Consider the following 17,246-nt stretch of genomic DNA (forward strand, 5'->3'; position numbering starts at 1 on the left):
TGTCATCGCCCCTGCCCGGCAGGACACCGCCTATGCAATCCGGGCGGTCCCGGCCCACGTGGGCGGGCGTGGCACCGACGGCCAGGAAGCGCGTGGCCACCTCGGTCCGGTCGGTGGCGGTACGACAGCCGTGCGTCACCCTCGCGCCGCGCCACGGCGGTCGGACGAGCCCCCGCCGGGCGGTCTGCGAGGCCTCCCGCCGGAATCAGGACCTTCGAGCCGGCGCAGGTCGTGGGCGTCCCAGGCACGGGTGTCGCGCGGCTCGGTGTACGGCTCCTCGTCCGGGGGCATCCCGCCGAGCACAGCCCGCTGTCGCACCGCCTCGGCGTCGAACTCCAGGCCCAGGAGCAGGGCGAGGTTGCCGATCCACAGCCACACGAGGAAGACGATGACGCCGGCCATGGTGCCGTAGGTCTTGTTGTACGAGGCGAAGGCGCCGACGTAGAGCGCGAACCCGGCGGAGGCGGCCGCCCACATCAGCAGCGCCAGGACGCTGCCCGGAGTGATCCATCTCCAGCCCTTGAACCTGGCGTTGGGGCTGGAGGCGTACAGCAGCGCGATCGTGAAGGACACCAGCACGATCAGAACGGGCCACTGCGCGATCGACCACACCGTCAGTGCCGTGTCACCGATGCCGAGCGCGGCTCCGGCGTGGCGCGCCACGGACCCGGTGAACACCAGGATCAGCGCGCTCAGCGCCGCCAGCACCATCAGCACGGCCGTCATCCCGACCCTGAGGGGGAGGAGCTTCCACACCGGGCGGCCCTCGGGCATGTCGTAGACCTGGTTGGCCGCGCGCATGAACGCTCCCACGTATCCGGACGCCGACCACAGCGCGACCACCACCCCGACGACGGCCATGGCCGAGCCCGCGGCGGAGTGGCCCTGCAACTCCTCCACCGCACGGCCCAGGACGTCACGGGCGGGACCGGGAGTCAGCTCGCCGACGTGGTCCAGCACCTTCTCGGTGGTCGACGACCCGCCGAGGCCGAGCAGGGCCACGAGAACCATCAGCGCGGGGAAGAGGGACAGGACGCCGTAGTACGTGAGGGCCGCCGCGCGGTCGGTCAGTTCGTCGTCCCTGAACTCCCTCACCGAGCCCTTGAGTACAGCGAGCCAGGACCGGCGGGGCAGTTCCGTCGGATCGCCCGGGGCCCGTCGCTCCACTTCGGGCCCGGGGCCGACGTCTTCGGGGGCCGGCGTCTCAGGGGCCCGAGTCTCGGGCGCCGGTGTCTCGCCGGCCGGCGCCTCGCGTGCCGCGGCCCTGCCGGCGCGGTCGGCGTGCACTGATCGATTCGATTCGGCCATGCCCGTTCGGGTACCCCGGTGCCGTGTCCCCAGGCCCTCGAAGAGGCAGGGGCCGCGACCGGCCACACACGGCCCGCCCCAGCGGCCAGGTCGTCGCCCTGCGCCGTCATGCGGCGTCGGCGTGCCCCGCATCGTGTTCGACGCCCGGAGACCGGCCCGGGTCCTCGACCAGCCGCAGGTGGTTCTGTCTGGCGTGCCGCGCCCGCTTCGGCGCGGCCGCCACCCGGTTCTCGAAGCGGTCCATCATGAACAGGAGCAACCCCATGACGGGCAGCAACAACACGGCAACCGCTATCACGGCCCCTTCTCCTCTCGGCCGGACCCCGTTTCGTCGCTGTTCCTTGCTCCTGTCCGCGTTCCCGCGCGAACGGACGGTTCACGACCGCGGATGTGAAGGTCTTGCGACCGTCGGGAACCGATGGAAGTCGTGCCGCGAACCGGGTTCGCTCCGGTGGAGTCGGGCAGACGGAAGACATGAGTGCCGGCGAATCGACCAAGGAAGACAAGTCAGGGCGTGGCGGCTCGCATGCCGCCCAGCCGAAGACGGCCGATGCCGGGGCGACGGTATCCGGAACTCTCACCGCGCTCCCCGCGCCGATGGCCGAGAAGACGCTGGCGGCCATGCACGCGGTACGGGGCACCGTGGGCCGGGGCGGCTGGATCTGGAGCGATCCACGCACCCGCAAGGCCCTCGCGGGAGGCGCCGCCGCGGGCACGGCGGCCGCCCTCACCGGGGCGTACGCCCTCGGGCTGAGGGTGGGACGTCGTCGCCACGGTCTCCTCTCCCGGTTCACCGGGGGTTCGGGGCCGAGCAGCTGGTGGGCGCACGGGTAACGCAGGCCGCGCACGAGCCACCGGACCCACAGGCAAGGCCGCCGTCAGACGACGGCGGCCTTGCCTGCGACGGCTGGTGGCCCCGTTCAGGCCGCCTCGTACCGGTGCGGGCGGCTGCCCCGCCAGGTGACCCAGGCGGGGTCGTCGAGCAGGTCTTCCGCTTCGGGAAGTCCGGCGCGGCGGAGGAACTCGACGACATCCTCGTCGCGGTGGGCCAGACCGAGGATCTCGCCACGCACGGTGACCCGCCGGCCCCCGGTGGGGGAGGGCGGGTGGACGACGATCGGAGCGGTACCCACCCCTCCAGGGTGCCTCCGACCGGTCGAGAACGCCGAGCTCGCCGCCCCGGACCGGCGGGCCGGCGGGTTCCGAGCGGCCCAAGCGGCACCCGGGGTCGGCCTGCTCAGCGGCGGGCGCGTCATGTCGACCTCCCCGGCGGGGAGGCCACTCCCGAGGGACCGGCCATGGCCAGAATCGTCGCCAGGCCGCGAGCCGAGGCCGTGGACATCGAGACGCCAGCGGCGCGCATGAGCGACGTCGCGGTGATCGAGCACGCGCCCAGCGCCCGGCGGAACCGTTCGTGCTGACAGAGCCCGAACCGGCCTCCGGACGAGTTCCCGTCGTACGGGCAGTCTGTCGCCCGCCCCTCATGCCGAGGGGCGGGCGACAGACTTCGGGGGGCGAGGGACCGCGATCGGTCGGCGCGTCGGCGCGATCCGAGCTCGTGACGGAGTGGTCAGGTGGGCCGACGAGCCCGTGGTCAGCTCAGGCGGGGCCCGTCGGAGCCGCCCGGCGGCATCGGCCAGGCCTCCTGGGCTCCCGAAGGGGTACTCGTCGGGCCGGGCGCGCCCCGGGTCCCCGGGGCCTCGCGTACCGGCGCGTCGGACGGCGTCGGTGTGGCGGGGGGCGGCCCGTCGGCGGTGTCCGAAGGCTGGACGCGGCCACGCCAGCCACCGGTCTCGTGACCGTGATCCTCGATGAAGCCCTTGAACCGCTTGAGGTCCCCCTTGACCCGCCGGTCGAGGATGCCGAGTGCGTCGGCCGCCTTCTCGGCCATGCCGTCGGGTTCCACGTCCATGGCGAGACTCACCCGGGTGTGGCCTTCGTCGAGCCCCTGGAAGGTCACGACGCCCTTCTGCTTCACGTCGCCGCCGACCGTGCGCCACGAGATGCGCTCGTCGGCCAGCTGGTCGACGATCTCGGTGTCGAACTCGCGCCGGACGCCCGCGATCTTGGTCTGCCAGTGGCAGTGCCGCTCGTCGAGCTGTGTGACGTCCTCGACGCCCTCCATGAAGCGAGGGAACTCCTCGAACTGCGTCCACTGGTTGTAGGCGTTCCGTACAGGAACGTCCACGTCGATCGTCTGCTTCACCATGCTCATGGCGGTTCCTCCTGCCTGCGTAGCGAATGGTTCGGGGCCTTTCCGCGCGTACCCGGCGACGCCGAGTGCAATCGCGGGGCGCCCGATCCCACGCCGAAGATCCCCCTCCGCTTCCCGTCCGCCGTCCCGTTCGCGCCCTTCGGGCGTTTGTCACTCGTCACCCAGCGGTGTCCGGGGCCTCGTGGCCCTCCGGTGCCTCGATCGCCGCGTCGGGCAGTCGGCGGACGAGCGTGAAGCGGTGCTTCACCTGGGCGTGCTCGACCCCCGCGACGTCGCTCATGCGCGCCGTCACGTCGTACATGCCGCAGTGGGCGCGCCCGAGGGGCAGCCGTTCGGGCGGAAGGCGGATCTCGTACGGGCCTCCGGCGCGGAAGCTGCCCAGGGCGGCCCGCCGAGCCACGGGCTCCTCGCCCTCCCCGACCCTGACGGTTTCGAAGACCAGGCCGTTGGTGTCCGCCCCCAGCCGGAAGGTGAGCGCGATGCTGACCACCGCACCCTCCGGCAGTTCGTGGGGGACGTCGGCATCCGGCCCTTCGAGGGGCACCGTGAACGTTCCCAGCTCGTCGGAGACGACCGCGAGCTCCATCAGTTCGACGGCTCGCGGGGCGAGTCCACTCCTGTCCTCGGAGGAGGGATCCGGCGGGGAGGACCGGGATGCGCGCGTGACGGCCGGCATGGGAATCAACTCCGCGAGGTGGGCTCGCGTCGGGCGAGCCCGACGCGGGCAAGGTTCGGGACGACAGCGAACAAGGCGAAGCGTGCCCGTCCGCGGGAACAGGTGGTGCAGCTGGTGGGGGTTCCGATCAGGAGCAGGTTGTGAGGGGAGAAGTGAGCAGCGAGCAGTCGCCCACGAGCGTCTCGGCCCGGTGGACGCGTGTCGCGTCCGGGGGCGTGAGGTCGCGAGCGGTTGTCATGGCCGGTCACCTCGTACGGGTCGCGGTGAGCGCTTCCCCCGGGCGCATGCCCGCTGCTCGATCCCACAACCGTCGGAAGCGCGGTTCCTTGCTCGCCCCCGTCGCCCTCGTCCGCTGCGCGGCCCCGGTTCGCTCGGACCCCCGGGCGCGAGCGGTTCGCCCGGTGCGGGCGGGCCCCGCCGGTGGACGACGGCCGCATGACATCGTCGAGAACGGGAAACCGCCGGGGAACGGAGTCCGCGCTGAGGACGGCCCGACGGCCCCGGCGGCATGCGGAGGTGACGTCATGGTTCCCCTGCTCCTCGTCCGGCGCCGCTCGACGCACTCACCGTGCCGCGCCCGGCGGGCGGACCTACGGTTGCCTCATGAGCGACCCGGAGAAGAACAAGGCCACGGCCAAGGCGTTCTACGACCTGATGTTCAACCAGTGCCGCCCCGCCGAGGCCGTCGACCGGTACGTCGGCGGCACCTACGTCCAGCACAACCCGCACGTCGGCGACGGCAAGCAGGCGTTCGTCGACTACTTCGAGCGAATGGCCGCCGAGTACCCGGGCAAGCGCGTCGAGTACAAGCGTGCCTTCGCCGACGGCGACCACGTCATCCTGCACTGTCACCAGACCTGGCCCGACGAGGAGTACGCCGGTATCGACATCTTCCGTTTTGACGCCGACGGAAGGATCGTCGAGCACTGGGACGTCCTCCAGGTCGTCCCGTCCTCGTCCGAGAACGACAACACCATGTTCTGAGCGGGGCCGACAGGAAGCCGGGAGTTCGGTGAGGCAGGTGGTGGTCATGGCGCGGCCGGTGGGGTCAGGGAGTCCGACGTTCGGAGTCCGGGCGACCCCGCCGCGGAGAACCGGATACCTGGTAGGGAGAAACAGTGTCACTCGAAGGCAAGAACGTACTGATCCTCACGACGAACTACGGCACGGAGCAGGACGAGTTGATGAAGCCGGCCGCCGACCTGCGGAAGGCCGGGGCCCACGTCACCATCGCCGCACAGAAGGACGAGGCGGTCCACACCGTCGTCTCGGACCGCAAGCCGGGCGCCATCGTCCCGACGGACACGACTCTGACGAAGGCGACGGCGGACGGGTTCGCCGCGGTGGTCGTGCCCGGCGGCACGGTGAACGCCGACCGGTTGCGGACCGACGCGGACGCACGGCGTCTCCTCTCGGCCTTCGCCGAGGCCGGCAAACCGGTCGCCGCCATCTGCCACGGACCCTGGCTTCTCGTGGACAGCGGGCTGGCCCGCGGCCGTGAACTCACGTCGTACCCCTCGCTCCGCCCCGACCTCGAGAACGCGGGTGCCACCTGGCTGGACCGGGAGGTCGTCGTGGACACCTCCGGAAGCCATCCCCTCATCACCTCCCGCAGGCCCGGGGACCTCGACGCCTTCGCTTCGGCGATCGTCGACGCCCTCGACGCCGGAGGAGACCGGGACTGACACCGACCGGCGGAACCGCACGGCGACGCCGAGACGGCGAGCGAGACGGCCGCGGCTCGCGGCGGACACAGGAGACCTGCGCCGAGGGCGCTCCGCCGTCAGCGGCGGCTGGGCCGGTCGCTGTCGGCGTCTTCCCCGTCGGCGGTGAAGACCTGTGCCGCTCGGTCCACGCGGAGCGTCTCCAGGACGTGGATCTGCCGTTCCGCCCGCCGCAACAGATCGCGAACGTGTGCGACGTCGATGCGCGAGTCGGTGCCGGCCAGGGCTTCGAGACAGCGCCAGACACAGGCCTTGCCTTCGACGCCCAGGCGCATGGCCTCCAGTTCGAGAACGTCACTCAGCGGTGAGCGTGTAAGGACACGGCCGTTGAGCTTGAGCCGGCCCGCCCTCTCGGCGAGCCGGCCAAGAGCCACGCGGTGTCGCTTCACGGGGAGGTCGAGGGCGGCCATGATGCGGCGGAGGCTCTCGCGGTCCTGGCTGACTTCCAGGGCCATGGATGCCAGGGGCGGGCCGAGGGCGGTTCCCCGGTGGACCCGGGCCGCGCGGCGGAACAGTTCGACTCCGGCGGCGGCGCCGGCCAGATGGTCGTTGAGGTAGATCCCGAGGAACTGCGGGCGGACGGTCATGACGGCGGTGCCTTCCGTGAGGGGGTTCGCGGCGGGGTGCTTCCGCCCCGCCGCCGAGGGGGCCTGGGCGTGCGATCACCTTCCGTCGTCCGAACGGGCCGGGCTCGGCGGCAGCGGAAGAGGCGGGCTCGGCCGGAACCGTCCCCACACGGCCGGGCTGTGCTTACGCGGCCGGAACCGCCCCACGCGGCCGGAACCGTCCCCACGCGGCCGGGACCGTCACCCGGCTCGTGGTCGGGATCGTCACCCCGGCTCGTGGTCGGGATCGTCACCCCGGCTCGTGGTCGGATGCTGCCGACCGCTCGCCGTTCTCGTCCACGCCCGTGTCGACGTGCATCGCGGCCTCCTCGGCCGGCGCGGCACCGTCGTCCAGTCCGACGTCCCGGGCGACCGCGTGATCATCGTGCCCGGCCGCTGTGTCGACCGGCGCGAGCCGTCCGGCACGGGTGGCGCCTGCCTGTTCGTCGATGGGCTCTCCGGCGCCCCCCGGGAGGTCTCCGATGCCGTCGTCCTCCGGCGGCGGCGCTTCCGGAGGGTCGGGGATCTCCTGCGCGAGACGCTCGTCGAGGGATTCGCCCTCCTGCTGTTCCCGTTGGGTGGTGCCGTGTCGGTTGACGCCGCGAGGGCGCTCGGGCGGGGAGTAGCCGGGTACCGCCATGTCGTCGATCGGATCCGTCATGAGCGCGTTGTCGGGGTCGAGATCGCCGGAGGGGTCGGACGCGTCGGAGGCGGCGGGCTGATACACGTCGTCACCGCGGGACTCGTTCGCGTCCGGCTGGTCGCTGCCGGTGGTGGAGTGGGACTCGTCGCGGGCCATGGCATTCCCTTTCGCTGTGGCGCCACCGAGGCGGGCGAGGCGGTGTCCTCTCTGCTCGCGTGGCCGCGTGGCGCATGCGGAGTACGGCTCAGCCGCCGAGCGCGGGCAGCACCTTCTCGCGGTAGGCGGCGAAGAACTGCTCCTGCCCCTGTCCGATCTGGCCGACGTACACCTCGTCGAATCCGGCGTCCACGTACGCGCGAACGGCATCGACGTGTTCCTCGACGTCCGGGCCGCACGGCACGGAGTCGGCCACCTGATGTCGCGTGACGAGCTCAGTGGCCTGCTCGAAGTGCGCGGGAGTGGGGAGGATCTGGTTCAGTTCGCCGGGCAGCTGCTCGGTCGGCCACATGCGGTGCGCCGTGTCGACGGCCACGTCCCGGTCCTGGTCCCAGCACACCTTCAGGCCGCCCACGACGGGCTTGCCCGCCCCGCCTGCCTCGCGGAACGCCGCGAGGGCGTCCTCGTCGGGGCCCATGGTGACGAAACCGTCCCCGATGCGTCCCGCGAGTGCGGCGGCCTTGGGGCCGAAGCCCGAGACCAGAATCGCGGGCGGCGCCACCGGAACGGTGTAGAGGCGGGCGTTGTCGACCGTGTAGTGGCGGCCCCGATGGCTGACGTCCCGGCCGGTGAACAGCTCCCGCATCACCTTCACCGCCTCCTCCAGCATGTCCGCACGCTCGTCGAACGCGGGCCACCGGTCACCGAGCACATGCTCGTTGAGGGCCTCCCCGGTGCCCACGCCCAGAGTGAACCTGCCGCCCAGCAGCACACTGGAGGTCGCCGCCGCCTGGGCGGTCACAGCCGGGTGCAATCGCACGGTGGGGCAGGTCACGAGCGTGGTGACGGGCAGTTCCACCGTCTGGGACAGGGCACCGATCATCGACCAGACGAAGGGGCTGCTGCCCTGGGTGTTCGTCCATGGGTGGAAGTGGTCGGAGATGGCCAGGCGGGTGAAGCCCGCGTCCGCCGCCAGGCGTGCCTGGCGGAGCAGCTGGTCCGGGGTGAACTCCTCGCAGGACAGGAAGTAGCCGAAGGACGTCATACCGCGTTTCCCTTCACGTCGACCCCCCTTGGTCCGGCTACCCGGGCAGGGCGTCCCAATGCCCCACGGGAGGGATCGACGGACTCCGCGACTACGAAGGCCCTCCCGGGGGCGCTGGTGCGTCGGGGACATCGCCGGCCGAGGGCCGGTCTGGCGGCAGGCGCGGCGCTCGCCCACGGCAGGTCTCGCGGCAGGCGCGGCGCCCCCCGGACGTGGCGCGATCCCGGAGCGCTGGACGGGTGCGAGCTGGGTGTGGGGCCGGCCCTCGTCGTGTCGCCGCGGTCCCACCCCGGTGGATGACGGAGACTTGGAGACAGGGGCACGTGACGAGAGGCGGCGGCTTTCATGCCTCGTACGGCGCTCATCGTGATCGACATGCTCAACACCTACGCGCACGAGGACGCCGAGGCCCTGGTGCCGTCCGTCCGCGAGGCACTCCCCGGGATCACGACGTTGTTGCGGCACGCACGTGCCGAAGAGTCGCCCGTCCTCTACGTCAACGACAACTTCGGCGAGTGGCGCTCGCACCACGGAGAGATCCTGAGGATTGCCCTCGACGGCCGCCACCGCGACCTGGTGGAGCCGGTGGCGCCCGACGAGAACTCCCTCTTCGTGGTCAAGGCGCGTCATTCGATCTTCTTCGAGACCCCGCTGGCCTACCTGCTCGGCCGGCTGGAGGTCGAGCGCCTGGTGCTGTGCGGACAGGTGACCGAGCAGTGCGTGCTGTACTCGGCTCTGGACGCCCACATCCGGCACTTCGACGTGGTCGTGGCGGCCGACGCGGTCGCGCACATCGACGCAGACCTGGCCGGAGCGGCCCTGCGGATGATGCGTACCAACATGTCCGCGACGATCTGCCGGGCGGACGAGATCGCCTTCGGCGCAGGACGGCCGGACTGACATCGGGGCCGGACCCCGCTCAGCGGGGAGGACGGCCGTCCCGGTACAGGATGTGCACCTGCGCCCCGGCGAAGGAGTGAACGGCCGACGGGGGCTCGGGTGGCACGAAGCCGCAGCTCATGACACGTGCGCGCGGCTCGACGCCCGCGCCGGGTCTACGGTGGAAGTGTCCCGTCCCGTAAGCGTGATACGAGGGTGACGGCCGTGTCGACGTCGAGTCATGAGATCGCGGGCGCCCCGTGCTGGGTCAGCCTGATGGCCCGCGAGCTGGCCGCCGCGCAGCGCTTCTACGCCGGAGTGCTCGGCTGGCGGTTCCGGGCCAGCGGCCTGGGGGACGGCTTCGCGGTCGCTCTCCACGACGGCACGCCCGTCGCGGGGATCGGCGCCCTCGCCGAGCCCCTCGACATGCCGGTGGCATGGACGCCGTACTTCGCCGTCGATGACGCGGATCTCACGGCCTCGCGGATCTGTGAACGCGGGGCGACCATGGCCGTGGGTCCCCTGACCTTCGGTACCGGCCGGGCCGGACTGGCCGCGGATCCCGCCGGAGCGGTTTTCGGGTTCTGGGAGGGGGCTGTCGTCCCGGACTGGTCGGTGGGGAGCGGCAGCGCGCCGGCCTGGCTGGAGCTCCGCACCCACGACCCCCTCGAATCGTCGGTCTTCTACGGGGAGGTCCTCGGCTGGGCGGGAAAGGGGCCGGGCCGGTGTGTGGCGTCCTACGAGCACGACCACGTCGTTCTCCGCCACGGCCACGACACCGTCGCACGCATCAGCGGCGGGGCGGACGCCGCGGCCCCGGACCCGGAGGAGCAGCCGCGCTGGCGCGTCCGATTCCCCGTACCGGACCTGGAGGGGACGATCGCGTCCGCCGAGGAGCTGGGGGGCGCGACCGTCTCCCCGGTGGGTACGACCACGGCGGCCCGGTGGGTCGACCTCACGGACCCCGACGGGGCGCGCTTCACAGTGGTTGCGCCTCACCCTCATGGGAGGGGCCGGCGGGACCGCGCGACCGGGGCACCGGCCCCGACCTCCAGCTGACGATGCCCGTCCTGCCGTCGGTCCTCCCCGGCGCCACGAGAGGCGGCCCAGGTGAGCTGTGCGAGGAGGAACCGTCAGGGAGTCGTCAGACGTGTTGGGCGCGGTGGAGGAGGGCGTGCAATCCCTGGGCCCTGAGTGCTGCCCGCGCGGCGTTCGCACCGGGTGCTCCGTGGACTCCTCCGCCCGGGTGGGCGGCCGCGGAGGCCAGGTAGAGGCCCTTGACGGGGGTCTCCGGGCGCCCGGTGCCGGGGGTGGGACGGAAGATCGCCTGTTGGTGGAGGGCGGTGGTGCCGTTGTTGATGGCGCCGTTGTGAAGGTTCTCGTCCATGGCCTGGAGGGTGGTGGGGGCGAGGAGGCGGCGGGCGCGGATCAGTGTGCGGAAGCCGGGTGCGAACCGTTCCACCTGTGCCTCGATGCGGTCGGCCATCGCTTCTTGTTCGCGGGTGTCCCAGCGGCCGGTGATGCGGTCGGGGCCGGCGTCGGAGGCGATGCGCTGGGGCAGGTGGGTGTAGGCCCACGCGGATTCGGTCCCGGCTGGGGAGCGGCTGGAGTCCGCTGTCGTCATCTGCCCGAAGAGGGCGAAGGGTTCGTCGGGGACGTGGCCCATGGCGATCTGTGAGGCGAATCGTGTCAGGCCGTCGACGCCGTCCGCGACGTGGACGGTACCGGCCCCGGCGGCCTGCGGTGCCGTCCACGGCACCGGGCCCGCCAGGGCCCAGTCGACCTTGAAGGTCGAGAAGTCCCACTGGAAGCGATCCAGGTCCCGTAGCAGGCGGGACGGGAGGTGGTCCTGCCCGACGAGGTCCCGGTAGAGCGCGATCGCCGAAGTATCGGCGAGCACGGCCCGACCTGCGCCGATCGTCTCTCCGCCGGCCGTCTCGACCCCCACGGCCCTGTCGCCGCGTACGACGACGGACGTGACCCGCTCCCCGCAGCGCAGCACTCCGCCGCGGCGCCGGAGGCGGCTGACGAGTGCAGAGGTCAGGGCACCGGCCCCTCCGACGGGGACCGGGAAGCCGTGGCTCTGGCCGAGCATCGACATCAGCCAGCCGAAGCCGCCGCTGCCGGCGGCTTCCGGTGCCAGGTCGGCGTGGAGGGCGTTGCCGGCCAGCAGCAGTCGGCCGCCGGCGCCCGCGAACTCCTCCTCGCCCAGGCGGCGCACGGGCAGGGCCAGCTTCCGGGCCAGCCGGAGTCCGCCTGCGGCTCGGAGCTTCGCGGCCAGCCGGAGGCCGGCGCGGACCGGTGGGAAGGGGGTGAACAGGGCCTGGACGAGATCGGGTCCGACGCGGCTCCAGACCGTGTACATGTCGTGCCAGGCGTCGCCGTCGGCCGGCGCGAACGCCGCCAGCCCGGATGCGGTCTCCTGTACGCGGCGTTCGAGCACCGCGCACCTGCCGTCCAGCAGGGGGTGGGCCAACACGCGTGGGGCGTGGCTCCACCGCAGGCCCTCGGCGGAGAGGTCGAGGCGGGCGAGGACCGGTGAGGCGGCGGTGAGCGGGTAGAACGCGCTGAAGAGGTCCGAGACGTAGTCCGGATGGACACCGCGGTCGCTGCGTACCGCCCCGCCTGGTTCCTCCTGCGCCTCAAGGACCTCCACGCTCCAGCCGGCGTCCGCCAGCAGGTTCGCGGCCACCAGCCCGTTGGGGCCCGCGCCGATCACGACCGCGTCAGGCATGGGGCACCTTGCCGTGCCGCAGTTCCACGATCTTGGCCAGGCGGGCCAGCATGCCGCGGTGGCGGAGTTGGAGCAGTGCTTCCGTGGCGGAGTTGTGGAGGGTGCCTCCGATGCCGCGCAGGGGGTGCTCGTCGCAGACGACGAGGGTCTCCTCACCCCACGGCCGGAGCTGGAGGAAGATCCGTGCCGTACCGAGGGGCTTGAAGGAGGCTTCCAGTTCCAGCTCCCGGCCCGGGTCGGTGTGCCGGACAGTGGTGATGCCGTCGAGCGACCAGGGGCCTACACGGACGGAGTAGCGGAGCCGCGAGCCGGCCCCGGGCCAGGCGCCGTCGAGAGGCGCGGACTCGGAGGGCCCCACCACCCACTCTCCGTACGCGTCCGGATCCGCGAGCACCGCCCACACCGCCTGAGGGGAACGTCGGATCAACTGGTGTCGGACAGCCATGGGAAAAGTCCTTCTGCCGGGGCGGACAGGGCGGGGAAGCCGCAGTCGTGCGGGGGTGCGCCGGACGGGTGGCTGAGGGCGGGACGGCTGCCGTGTGGCCGCGAGACCTTGCTGTCCGATACGGCGGCACCGGCGGTGCAGTCTCCGGCCACCTGCCGTGGCGACCTGGCCTCTAGCCCCTTGAGGCGCCGTCGTTGTGCGCGCCAGGAGCAGGGGCCGCCCTGGAGGAGGTGGCGGACGGTCGAGGACGGGGCGTCAGCCGGCGCTGCGCGTGCCTGGCGGGTCCTGGGGGTCGACGCCGGTGGAGCCGGATGCGTCCTTGGTCCCGCTGGGGCGCTGGGAGCGGCCTCGGGGGCCGGTGTCGTGCATGCCCTTCTCGTCACTGCCGGCCTTGCTCTGGTCCTCGCCCCGGCGACTCGTGCTCTTCACGGGCTTGCCGTGCGGGTTCCCGGCTTCCTCTTTGGAGACCTCGCGCCCGGGGCCTTTGTCGGGGGCGAACTGGTCGGGGTGGAATGAGCGGTGGGCGCTCGGGTTGTCCTGCTCACGGGTCTCGTCGACATCGGGCGACCAACCGTGCTGTTCGGTGCCCTTGTGCGGGCTGGGGCCCTCGCCGTGCGGGGGTTGGGGCGACTTTCGCTGTTTGCTCATGATTTCACTCGCCTGCCTTTCCTGCGGACGGGGAGAAGCCCCGGTGGTGGCCGGCCTATGAACAGGAGTGTTTGGCGTCCGCCGACGGAGTGTCCGGGGGTGCCGACGACCCGGGGAATGGCTCCGACAGCGACGATGTGACGCTCCTTTCAGCCTAGGCGCCTTCGTCTCCCTCGGCGTGCCGTGCAGGGCGGGGGGCCCTGGCCGGCGAGCCGGGGCGTGGTGGGCCACCGGCCACCGACGCCGAGGTCAGGGAACCCGCAGCGCCAGCAGGGCGACGTCGTCTTCGGGGGGTGGGTAGGCCATCCGGCTGGTGATCCGGCGGAGCAGTCCGGGCAGTGGACCGTCACCGTGGCGGACCAGCAGGCCCGCGAGCTGTGCGATGGAGGCGTCGATGTCGTGGCCGCGTCGTTCGATGAGACCGTCGGTGTAGAGAAGCAGGGTCGAGCCAGGACTCAGTTCGCGCCGGTGCTCGGCGCGGGAAACGTTCCCGAGGGCCTGGTGGAGGAGGGCGTCGTGCTCCTCCAGGGGGTTCACCCGGCCGTCGGGGGCGCGCAGGAGCGGGGGTGGGTGGCCGGCGTTGGACCAGGTCAGCGTTCAGGGCATGCCGGGCGCGGCGGGGTCGAGGCGGGCGTGGACCAGGGTGCCGCCGGCCTCGATGGGCAGGACGGCGCAGGCGGCGTCCAGGGCGGCCAGGGCGGTTGCCGGGCTGTGCGGGGGATGGTCGAGGGTGGCCTGGCGGAGCATGCTGCGGATCTGCCCCATCACGGTTGCGGCGTGCATGTCGTGGCCGGTGATGTCGCCGACGGTGACCATCAGTGCGGAGTCTGTGCCGGGTGACCTGGGCGGCAGGTGGTAGGCGTCGTACCAGTCCCCGCCGATCATGTGATCGTCGGCGGCCGGCTGGTAGAAGGCACTGATCTCGATGCTGTTGGCGAGGGGCAGATCGGTGAGCATGGCCTCCTGGAGCTGGCGGGCGACGGAGATCCGCTCGTCGAGGTACTGGGCACGCTCCACCGCCTGCGCGATGTAACCGGAGGCTGCGGTGAGCGTGGCGCGCTCGGTGATGCCGACCTTGTGCTGTTTGGCCCAGCCGATGGCGAGGACTCCCAGCAGGGCGCGGCTTCCCCACAGCGGCAGGCACATCACGGTCGTGAGACCCAGCCGGTCGAACAGACCGACCGCCTCAGGGCTGTATTCGGCTACGAGGGTCTCGCGGTCCGGCACGAACACCGTCCGGCTTTCCCGCATGGCCCGGGCGCTGGGAAACGCGGCGCCCGTCGGAAGGGTGAGGACCGCGCGCTCCGCGGAGCTCGCGTCGTCCGGGTCCGGGATCCTGCGCAGCTCGTTCTGGTCGGCGACCAGCAGGCCGACGTACGAGGGCTTTCCGACGCCGGCGAGGAGGTCACGGAGGCGGCGCCGTACGTCCTCCAGCCCCGAGGTCTGGGCCAGTTCCTCCGAGGCCTTCAGCAGGAGCTCGGCGTGGTCCAGACCGGCCTGGGCCTCGTGCTCCAAGCGCTCCGCTTCGCTCCGCGCCCGCTCGGCGCCGGCGCGTGCGATCTCCAGTATCTTCTGGGCGGATTGACGCTGCGCCGACAGGATCCGCAAGCGCAGCTCGGCCGAGCAGGCCGCGGCCAGATCCTCCAGGTCGGCCAGTTCACCGGCGTCCCAGGGCCGCGGCTCGCGGTCGATCGCGCACAGGGCACCCAGGACCAGCCCTTCGCCGTCGGTGAGCGGCATTCCGCCGTACGCGGCCATCCCGAGGGACGGGACTGCCGGGCTGGTGCGCAGCCGCTCATCCGCACGGACGTCGGATACGACCATCGGCTGCCCCGAGACCACCACGTACCGGCAGGGCGAATGCGAGAGGGGCAGCGCCCGCTGTCCGGCCCAGGGCTCGGGCAGGCCGATCATGCCGGGCAGGATCTGACGGCCTTCCCCGGCCAGCGAGACGAAGGCCGCGGGTACGTGGAGCAGTCGTGCCACCAGCCGGGCGAACCGGTCCATCCCGGGGTCGGGGGCGGCCGACAGCCCGGCCAGCCGCAACACCCGCCGCCGTGCGGTTTCGCCCGCTCGTGGATCCCGGTCCTGGCGCGTCATCTGTCCTCCGGTCCCGCTGTCCCGAGGGCTTCTCAGCAGCATCGAGGGCTGCTCAGCAGCATCGTAGAACGGCTGGGGCGGAACGACCGGTCGGTCCGAACCGGACGCAGCCGGCAGGTCTTCCGGCTCCGGTCGGCGGGCCGGGCTGTGGGCAGTCCGCGCACTGCGGCGATCAGCCCGCCAATCGGCCGGACGCCCACCTCGAACGGGTGAGGTGCTGGCTCCGCCGCGCTGTCGTCCGGCTCACGCTGCCCGATGATCGCAGGCGGTTGGTGGACCGCGGTTCCCAGAGCCGCACCGTCCACCGCGACCCGGAAAGGCCGCCCATGCGCATCCTGCTCGTCGCCAGCAGCTTCAACAGCCTCACCCAGCGTGTCCTGGTCGAGCTGCGCGACCGCGGGCACACCGTTCCCGTGGAGGTCACCCACGACGGGGCTGCCGTGCGCGAGGCCGTGGCGCGCCACGCGCCCGACCTGGTCGTGGCCCCCATGCTGAAGGCCGTCGTGCCCCGCGATGTGTGGACGGCGCACCGTTGCCTGATCGTGCACCCGGGGCCCGTGGGCGACCGGGGCCCGTCCTCGCTGGACCACGCGATCCACGACGGGGTCGAGGAGTGGGGCGTCACCGTCCTCCAGGCCGACGAGGAGATGGACGCGGGCGACGTCTGGGCGACCGCCACCTTCCGCGTCCCGGAGGTCGGCAAGAGCGATCTGTACCGCAACGAGCTGTCCGACGCCGCGGTCGCCGCCGTGCTCCTCGCCGTCGAGAGGGTCGCCGCCGGAGCGGCACCGCGTCCGCAGACCGGTGAGGTCCGCGCCCGTCCCGCGCTCCGTCAGGAGGAGCGGCGGATCTCGTGGGGCGAGGACACCACCGAGAACGTCCTGCGCACCCTTCGGGCCGCCGACTCGCAGCCCGGTGTGCCGGACCGGCTGCTTGGCGCCGAGTGGTTCCTGCACGGCGGCCACGCGGAGGACGGCCTCCGCGGGCGGCCCGGGGCCCTCCTCGCGACCCGGGCGGGCGCGGTCTGCCGCGCCACCGTGGACGGCGCGGTGTGGATTCCCGAGCTCCGCGCCCGCACCGGCCGCGGCAGCCCGCGTGCCTGCAAGCTCCCCGCCACCCTGGCCCTGGCCGGCCGGCTGCCGGATCTCCCCGAGGTGCCGGCGCCCGCCGACCCGGCGCCGGGCCGGCGGACCTGGTCCGACATCCGGTACCGCGAGCAGGGGCCGGTCGGCGTTCTGTCCTTCGCGTTCCCCGGCGGGGCGATGAGCACCGACCAGTGCCGCCGCCTCCTGGCCGCGTACAAGGCCGCCTGCGGGCGCCCCACCTCCGTCCTGGTACTCGGCGGGCAGCGCGACTTCTTCTCCAACGGCATCCATCTGAACGTCATCGAGGCCGCCGCCGACCCTGCCGCGGAGTCCTGGGCCAACATCAATGCCATGAACGACCTGGTCGAGGCGGTTCTCACCACGACCGACCGGCTCGTCGTGAGCGCGATCGGAGGCAACGCCGCCGCAGGCGGGGTGATGCTCGCCCTCGCCGCCGACGAGGTCTGGTGCCGTTCGGGGTCGGTGCTCAATCCGCACTACCGGCGCATGGGCCTGTACGGATCGGAGTACTGGACCCGGACCCTGCCCGGGAGGGTGGGCGAGGCCCTGGCCGCGCGCCTCACCGAAGAGGCCCGGCCGGTGTCCGCCGCGGCATCACTGGACATGGGTCTGGTGGACCGGGTCGTCGACTGCGGACCCGGGGAGTTCGCTGCCGAGATCACTCGATCGGCCCTTCACCTGGCATCCGGTGGCGGTCTTCAGTCGCGGATCGCGGCGAAGAAGGCGGAGCACGAGCGCCGGGAGTCCGTCGTTCCCCTTGCGGCCCACCGTGAGCAGGAGCTCCTCCGGATGCGGTCGATCTTCGACGATCCCGCCGCGAGCTATCACGCACGGCGCCGGGCCTTCGTCCGGAAGGAGGCCCCCGAGCGGCGTTCCCGGACGGCCCAGGTGCGGGCGCGGACGGATCGGCCGACTGTTAAGCAAGACCTAGGCCCGAAATGAGGCCTTCGCCCCATCCCTCC

At 72.4% G+C, this 17,246-nt stretch carries 17 protein-coding genes and 2 pseudogenes; 7 read left to right on the forward strand and 12 right to left on the reverse strand.

The window, feature by feature from the left end; genetic code table 11:
- Window positions 1-135: 135 nt before the first annotated feature.
- Window positions 136-1,308 (reverse strand): YihY/virulence factor BrkB family protein, encoded by a 1,173-nt coding sequence (locus AOK00_RS01860; RefSeq protein ID WP_079041788.1) that lies wholly within the window; start codon window positions 1,306-1,308, stop codon window positions 136-138.
- Between the two features lie 106 nt (window positions 1,309-1,414).
- Window positions 1,415-1,606, reverse strand: a complete 192-nt coding sequence (locus AOK00_RS01865; RefSeq protein ID WP_055598565.1) for a hypothetical protein — start codon at window positions 1,604-1,606, stop codon at window positions 1,415-1,417.
- A 176-nt stretch (window positions 1,607-1,782) separates the two neighbouring features.
- Between AOK00_RS01865 and AOK00_RS38035 the strand changes: the two genes are divergently transcribed.
- The gene (locus AOK00_RS38035) at window positions 1,783-2,142 is read left to right on the forward strand and encodes a hypothetical protein (protein WP_159041665.1); all 360 of its coding nucleotides are present in this window, start codon (window positions 1,783-1,785) and stop codon (window positions 2,140-2,142) included.
- 86 nt (window positions 2,143-2,228) lie between these two features.
- Here the strand turns inward: AOK00_RS38035 and AOK00_RS01875 are convergent, their stop codons facing one another.
- A complete protein-coding gene (locus tag AOK00_RS01875; protein WP_055598567.1) occupies window positions 2,229-2,441 on the reverse strand; it encodes a hypothetical protein in 213 nt (70 codons plus the stop codon).
- 165 nt (window positions 2,442-2,606) lie between these two features.
- Here AOK00_RS01875 and AOK00_RS41115 point away from each other — a divergent pair, with 165 nt between their 5' ends.
- Window positions 2,607-2,729 carry a hypothetical protein gene (locus AOK00_RS41115; RefSeq protein WP_301554180.1) on the forward strand — a complete coding sequence of 41 codons (123 nt, stop codon included), beginning with the start codon at window positions 2,607-2,609 and terminating at the stop codon, window positions 2,727-2,729.
- A gap of 323 nt (window positions 2,730-3,052) precedes the next feature.
- On the opposite strand, the pseudogene AOK00_RS01880 reads toward AOK00_RS41115, so the two are convergent.
- Window positions 3,053-3,523, reverse strand: a pseudogene (locus AOK00_RS01880) (SRPBCC family protein); the annotation flags it as partial.
- Between the two features lie 157 nt (window positions 3,524-3,680).
- Window positions 3,681-4,199, reverse strand: a complete 519-nt coding sequence (locus AOK00_RS01885) for a hypothetical protein (RefSeq protein ID WP_159041666.1) — start codon at window positions 4,197-4,199, stop codon at window positions 3,681-3,683.
- Between the two features lie 603 nt (window positions 4,200-4,802).
- Here AOK00_RS01885 and AOK00_RS01890 point away from each other — a divergent pair.
- The gene (locus AOK00_RS01890) at window positions 4,803-5,183 is read left to right on the forward strand and encodes a nuclear transport factor 2 family protein (RefSeq protein ID WP_055598569.1); all 381 of its coding nucleotides are present in this window, start codon (window positions 4,803-4,805) and stop codon (window positions 5,181-5,183) included.
- A gap of 134 nt (window positions 5,184-5,317) precedes the next feature.
- Window positions 5,318-5,884: a type 1 glutamine amidotransferase domain-containing protein gene (locus tag AOK00_RS01895; RefSeq protein WP_055598570.1), complete on the forward strand. Its 567-nt coding sequence runs from the start codon at window positions 5,318-5,320 to the stop codon at window positions 5,882-5,884.
- A 98-nt stretch (window positions 5,885-5,982) separates the two neighbouring features.
- On the opposite strand, the gene AOK00_RS01900 is transcribed toward AOK00_RS01895, so the two are convergent.
- The 3 genes from AOK00_RS01900 to AOK00_RS01910 form a co-directional block, all read right to left on the reverse strand.
- Window positions 5,983-6,510, reverse strand: a complete 528-nt coding sequence (locus AOK00_RS01900; RefSeq protein ID WP_055598571.1) for a hypothetical protein — start codon at window positions 6,508-6,510, stop codon at window positions 5,983-5,985.
- 268 nt (window positions 6,511-6,778) lie between these two features.
- Entirely contained in the window at window positions 6,779-7,327 is a 549-nt protein-coding gene (locus tag AOK00_RS01905; RefSeq protein WP_055598572.1) for a DUF5709 domain-containing protein, read from the reverse strand.
- 88 nt (window positions 7,328-7,415) lie between these two features.
- Window positions 7,416-8,372, reverse strand: coding sequence for a TIGR03557 family F420-dependent LLM class oxidoreductase (locus AOK00_RS01910; RefSeq protein ID WP_055598573.1), 957 nt, complete (start codon window positions 8,370-8,372; stop codon window positions 7,416-7,418).
- A gap of 345 nt (window positions 8,373-8,717) precedes the next feature.
- On the opposite strand from AOK00_RS01910, the gene AOK00_RS01915 reads away from it, so the two are divergent.
- Together AOK00_RS01915 and AOK00_RS01920 are read left to right on the forward strand one after the other, a co-directional pair.
- Complete coding sequence (locus tag AOK00_RS01915; RefSeq protein WP_055598574.1) at window positions 8,718-9,272, forward strand: isochorismatase family cysteine hydrolase; 555 nt, start codon at window positions 8,718-8,720, stop codon at window positions 9,270-9,272.
- Window positions 9,273-9,527: 255 nt separating this feature from the next.
- Window positions 9,528-10,310 carry a VOC family protein gene (locus AOK00_RS01920; protein ID WP_159041668.1) on the forward strand — a complete coding sequence of 261 codons (783 nt, stop codon included), beginning with the start codon at window positions 9,528-9,530 and terminating at the stop codon, window positions 10,308-10,310.
- 85 nt (window positions 10,311-10,395) lie between these two features.
- Here the strand turns inward: AOK00_RS01920 and AOK00_RS01925 are convergent, their stop codons facing one another.
- The 4 genes and pseudogenes from AOK00_RS01925 to AOK00_RS01940 all read right to left on the reverse strand — a co-directional run bounded on the left by AOK00_RS01925 (window position 10,396) and on the right by AOK00_RS01940 (window position 15,220).
- The gene (locus tag AOK00_RS01925; protein ID WP_055598576.1) at window positions 10,396-11,985 is read right to left on the reverse strand and encodes a phytoene desaturase family protein; all 1,590 of its coding nucleotides are present in this window, start codon (window positions 11,983-11,985) and stop codon (window positions 10,396-10,398) included.
- On the reverse strand, window positions 11,978-12,430 hold the full coding sequence (locus tag AOK00_RS01930) for an SRPBCC family protein (RefSeq protein WP_055598577.1): 453 nt from the start codon (window positions 12,428-12,430) through the stop codon (window positions 11,978-11,980). Before AOK00_RS01930 ends, AOK00_RS01925 begins: the two co-directional genes overlap by 8 nt.
- Window positions 12,431-12,685: 255 nt before the next feature.
- Window positions 12,686-13,078, reverse strand: coding sequence for a hypothetical protein (locus tag AOK00_RS01935; protein ID WP_055598578.1), 393 nt, complete (start codon window positions 13,076-13,078; stop codon window positions 12,686-12,688).
- Window positions 13,079-13,327: 249 nt separating this feature from the next.
- Window positions 13,328-15,220 (reverse strand): annotated as a pseudogene (locus AOK00_RS01940) (SpoIIE family protein phosphatase).
- 284 nt (window positions 15,221-15,504) lie between these two features.
- Between AOK00_RS01940 and AOK00_RS01945 the strand changes: the two are divergent.
- The gene (locus AOK00_RS01945; RefSeq protein WP_055598579.1) at window positions 15,505-17,226 is read left to right on the forward strand and encodes a hydrogenase maturation protein; all 1,722 of its coding nucleotides are present in this window, start codon (window positions 15,505-15,507) and stop codon (window positions 17,224-17,226) included.
- Window positions 17,227-17,246: the final 20 nt, after the last annotated feature.

The organism is Streptomyces aureus (assembly GCF_001418135.1).
Classification (GTDB): Bacteria; Actinomycetota; Actinomycetes; order Streptomycetales; family Streptomycetaceae; genus Streptomyces; species Streptomyces aureus_A.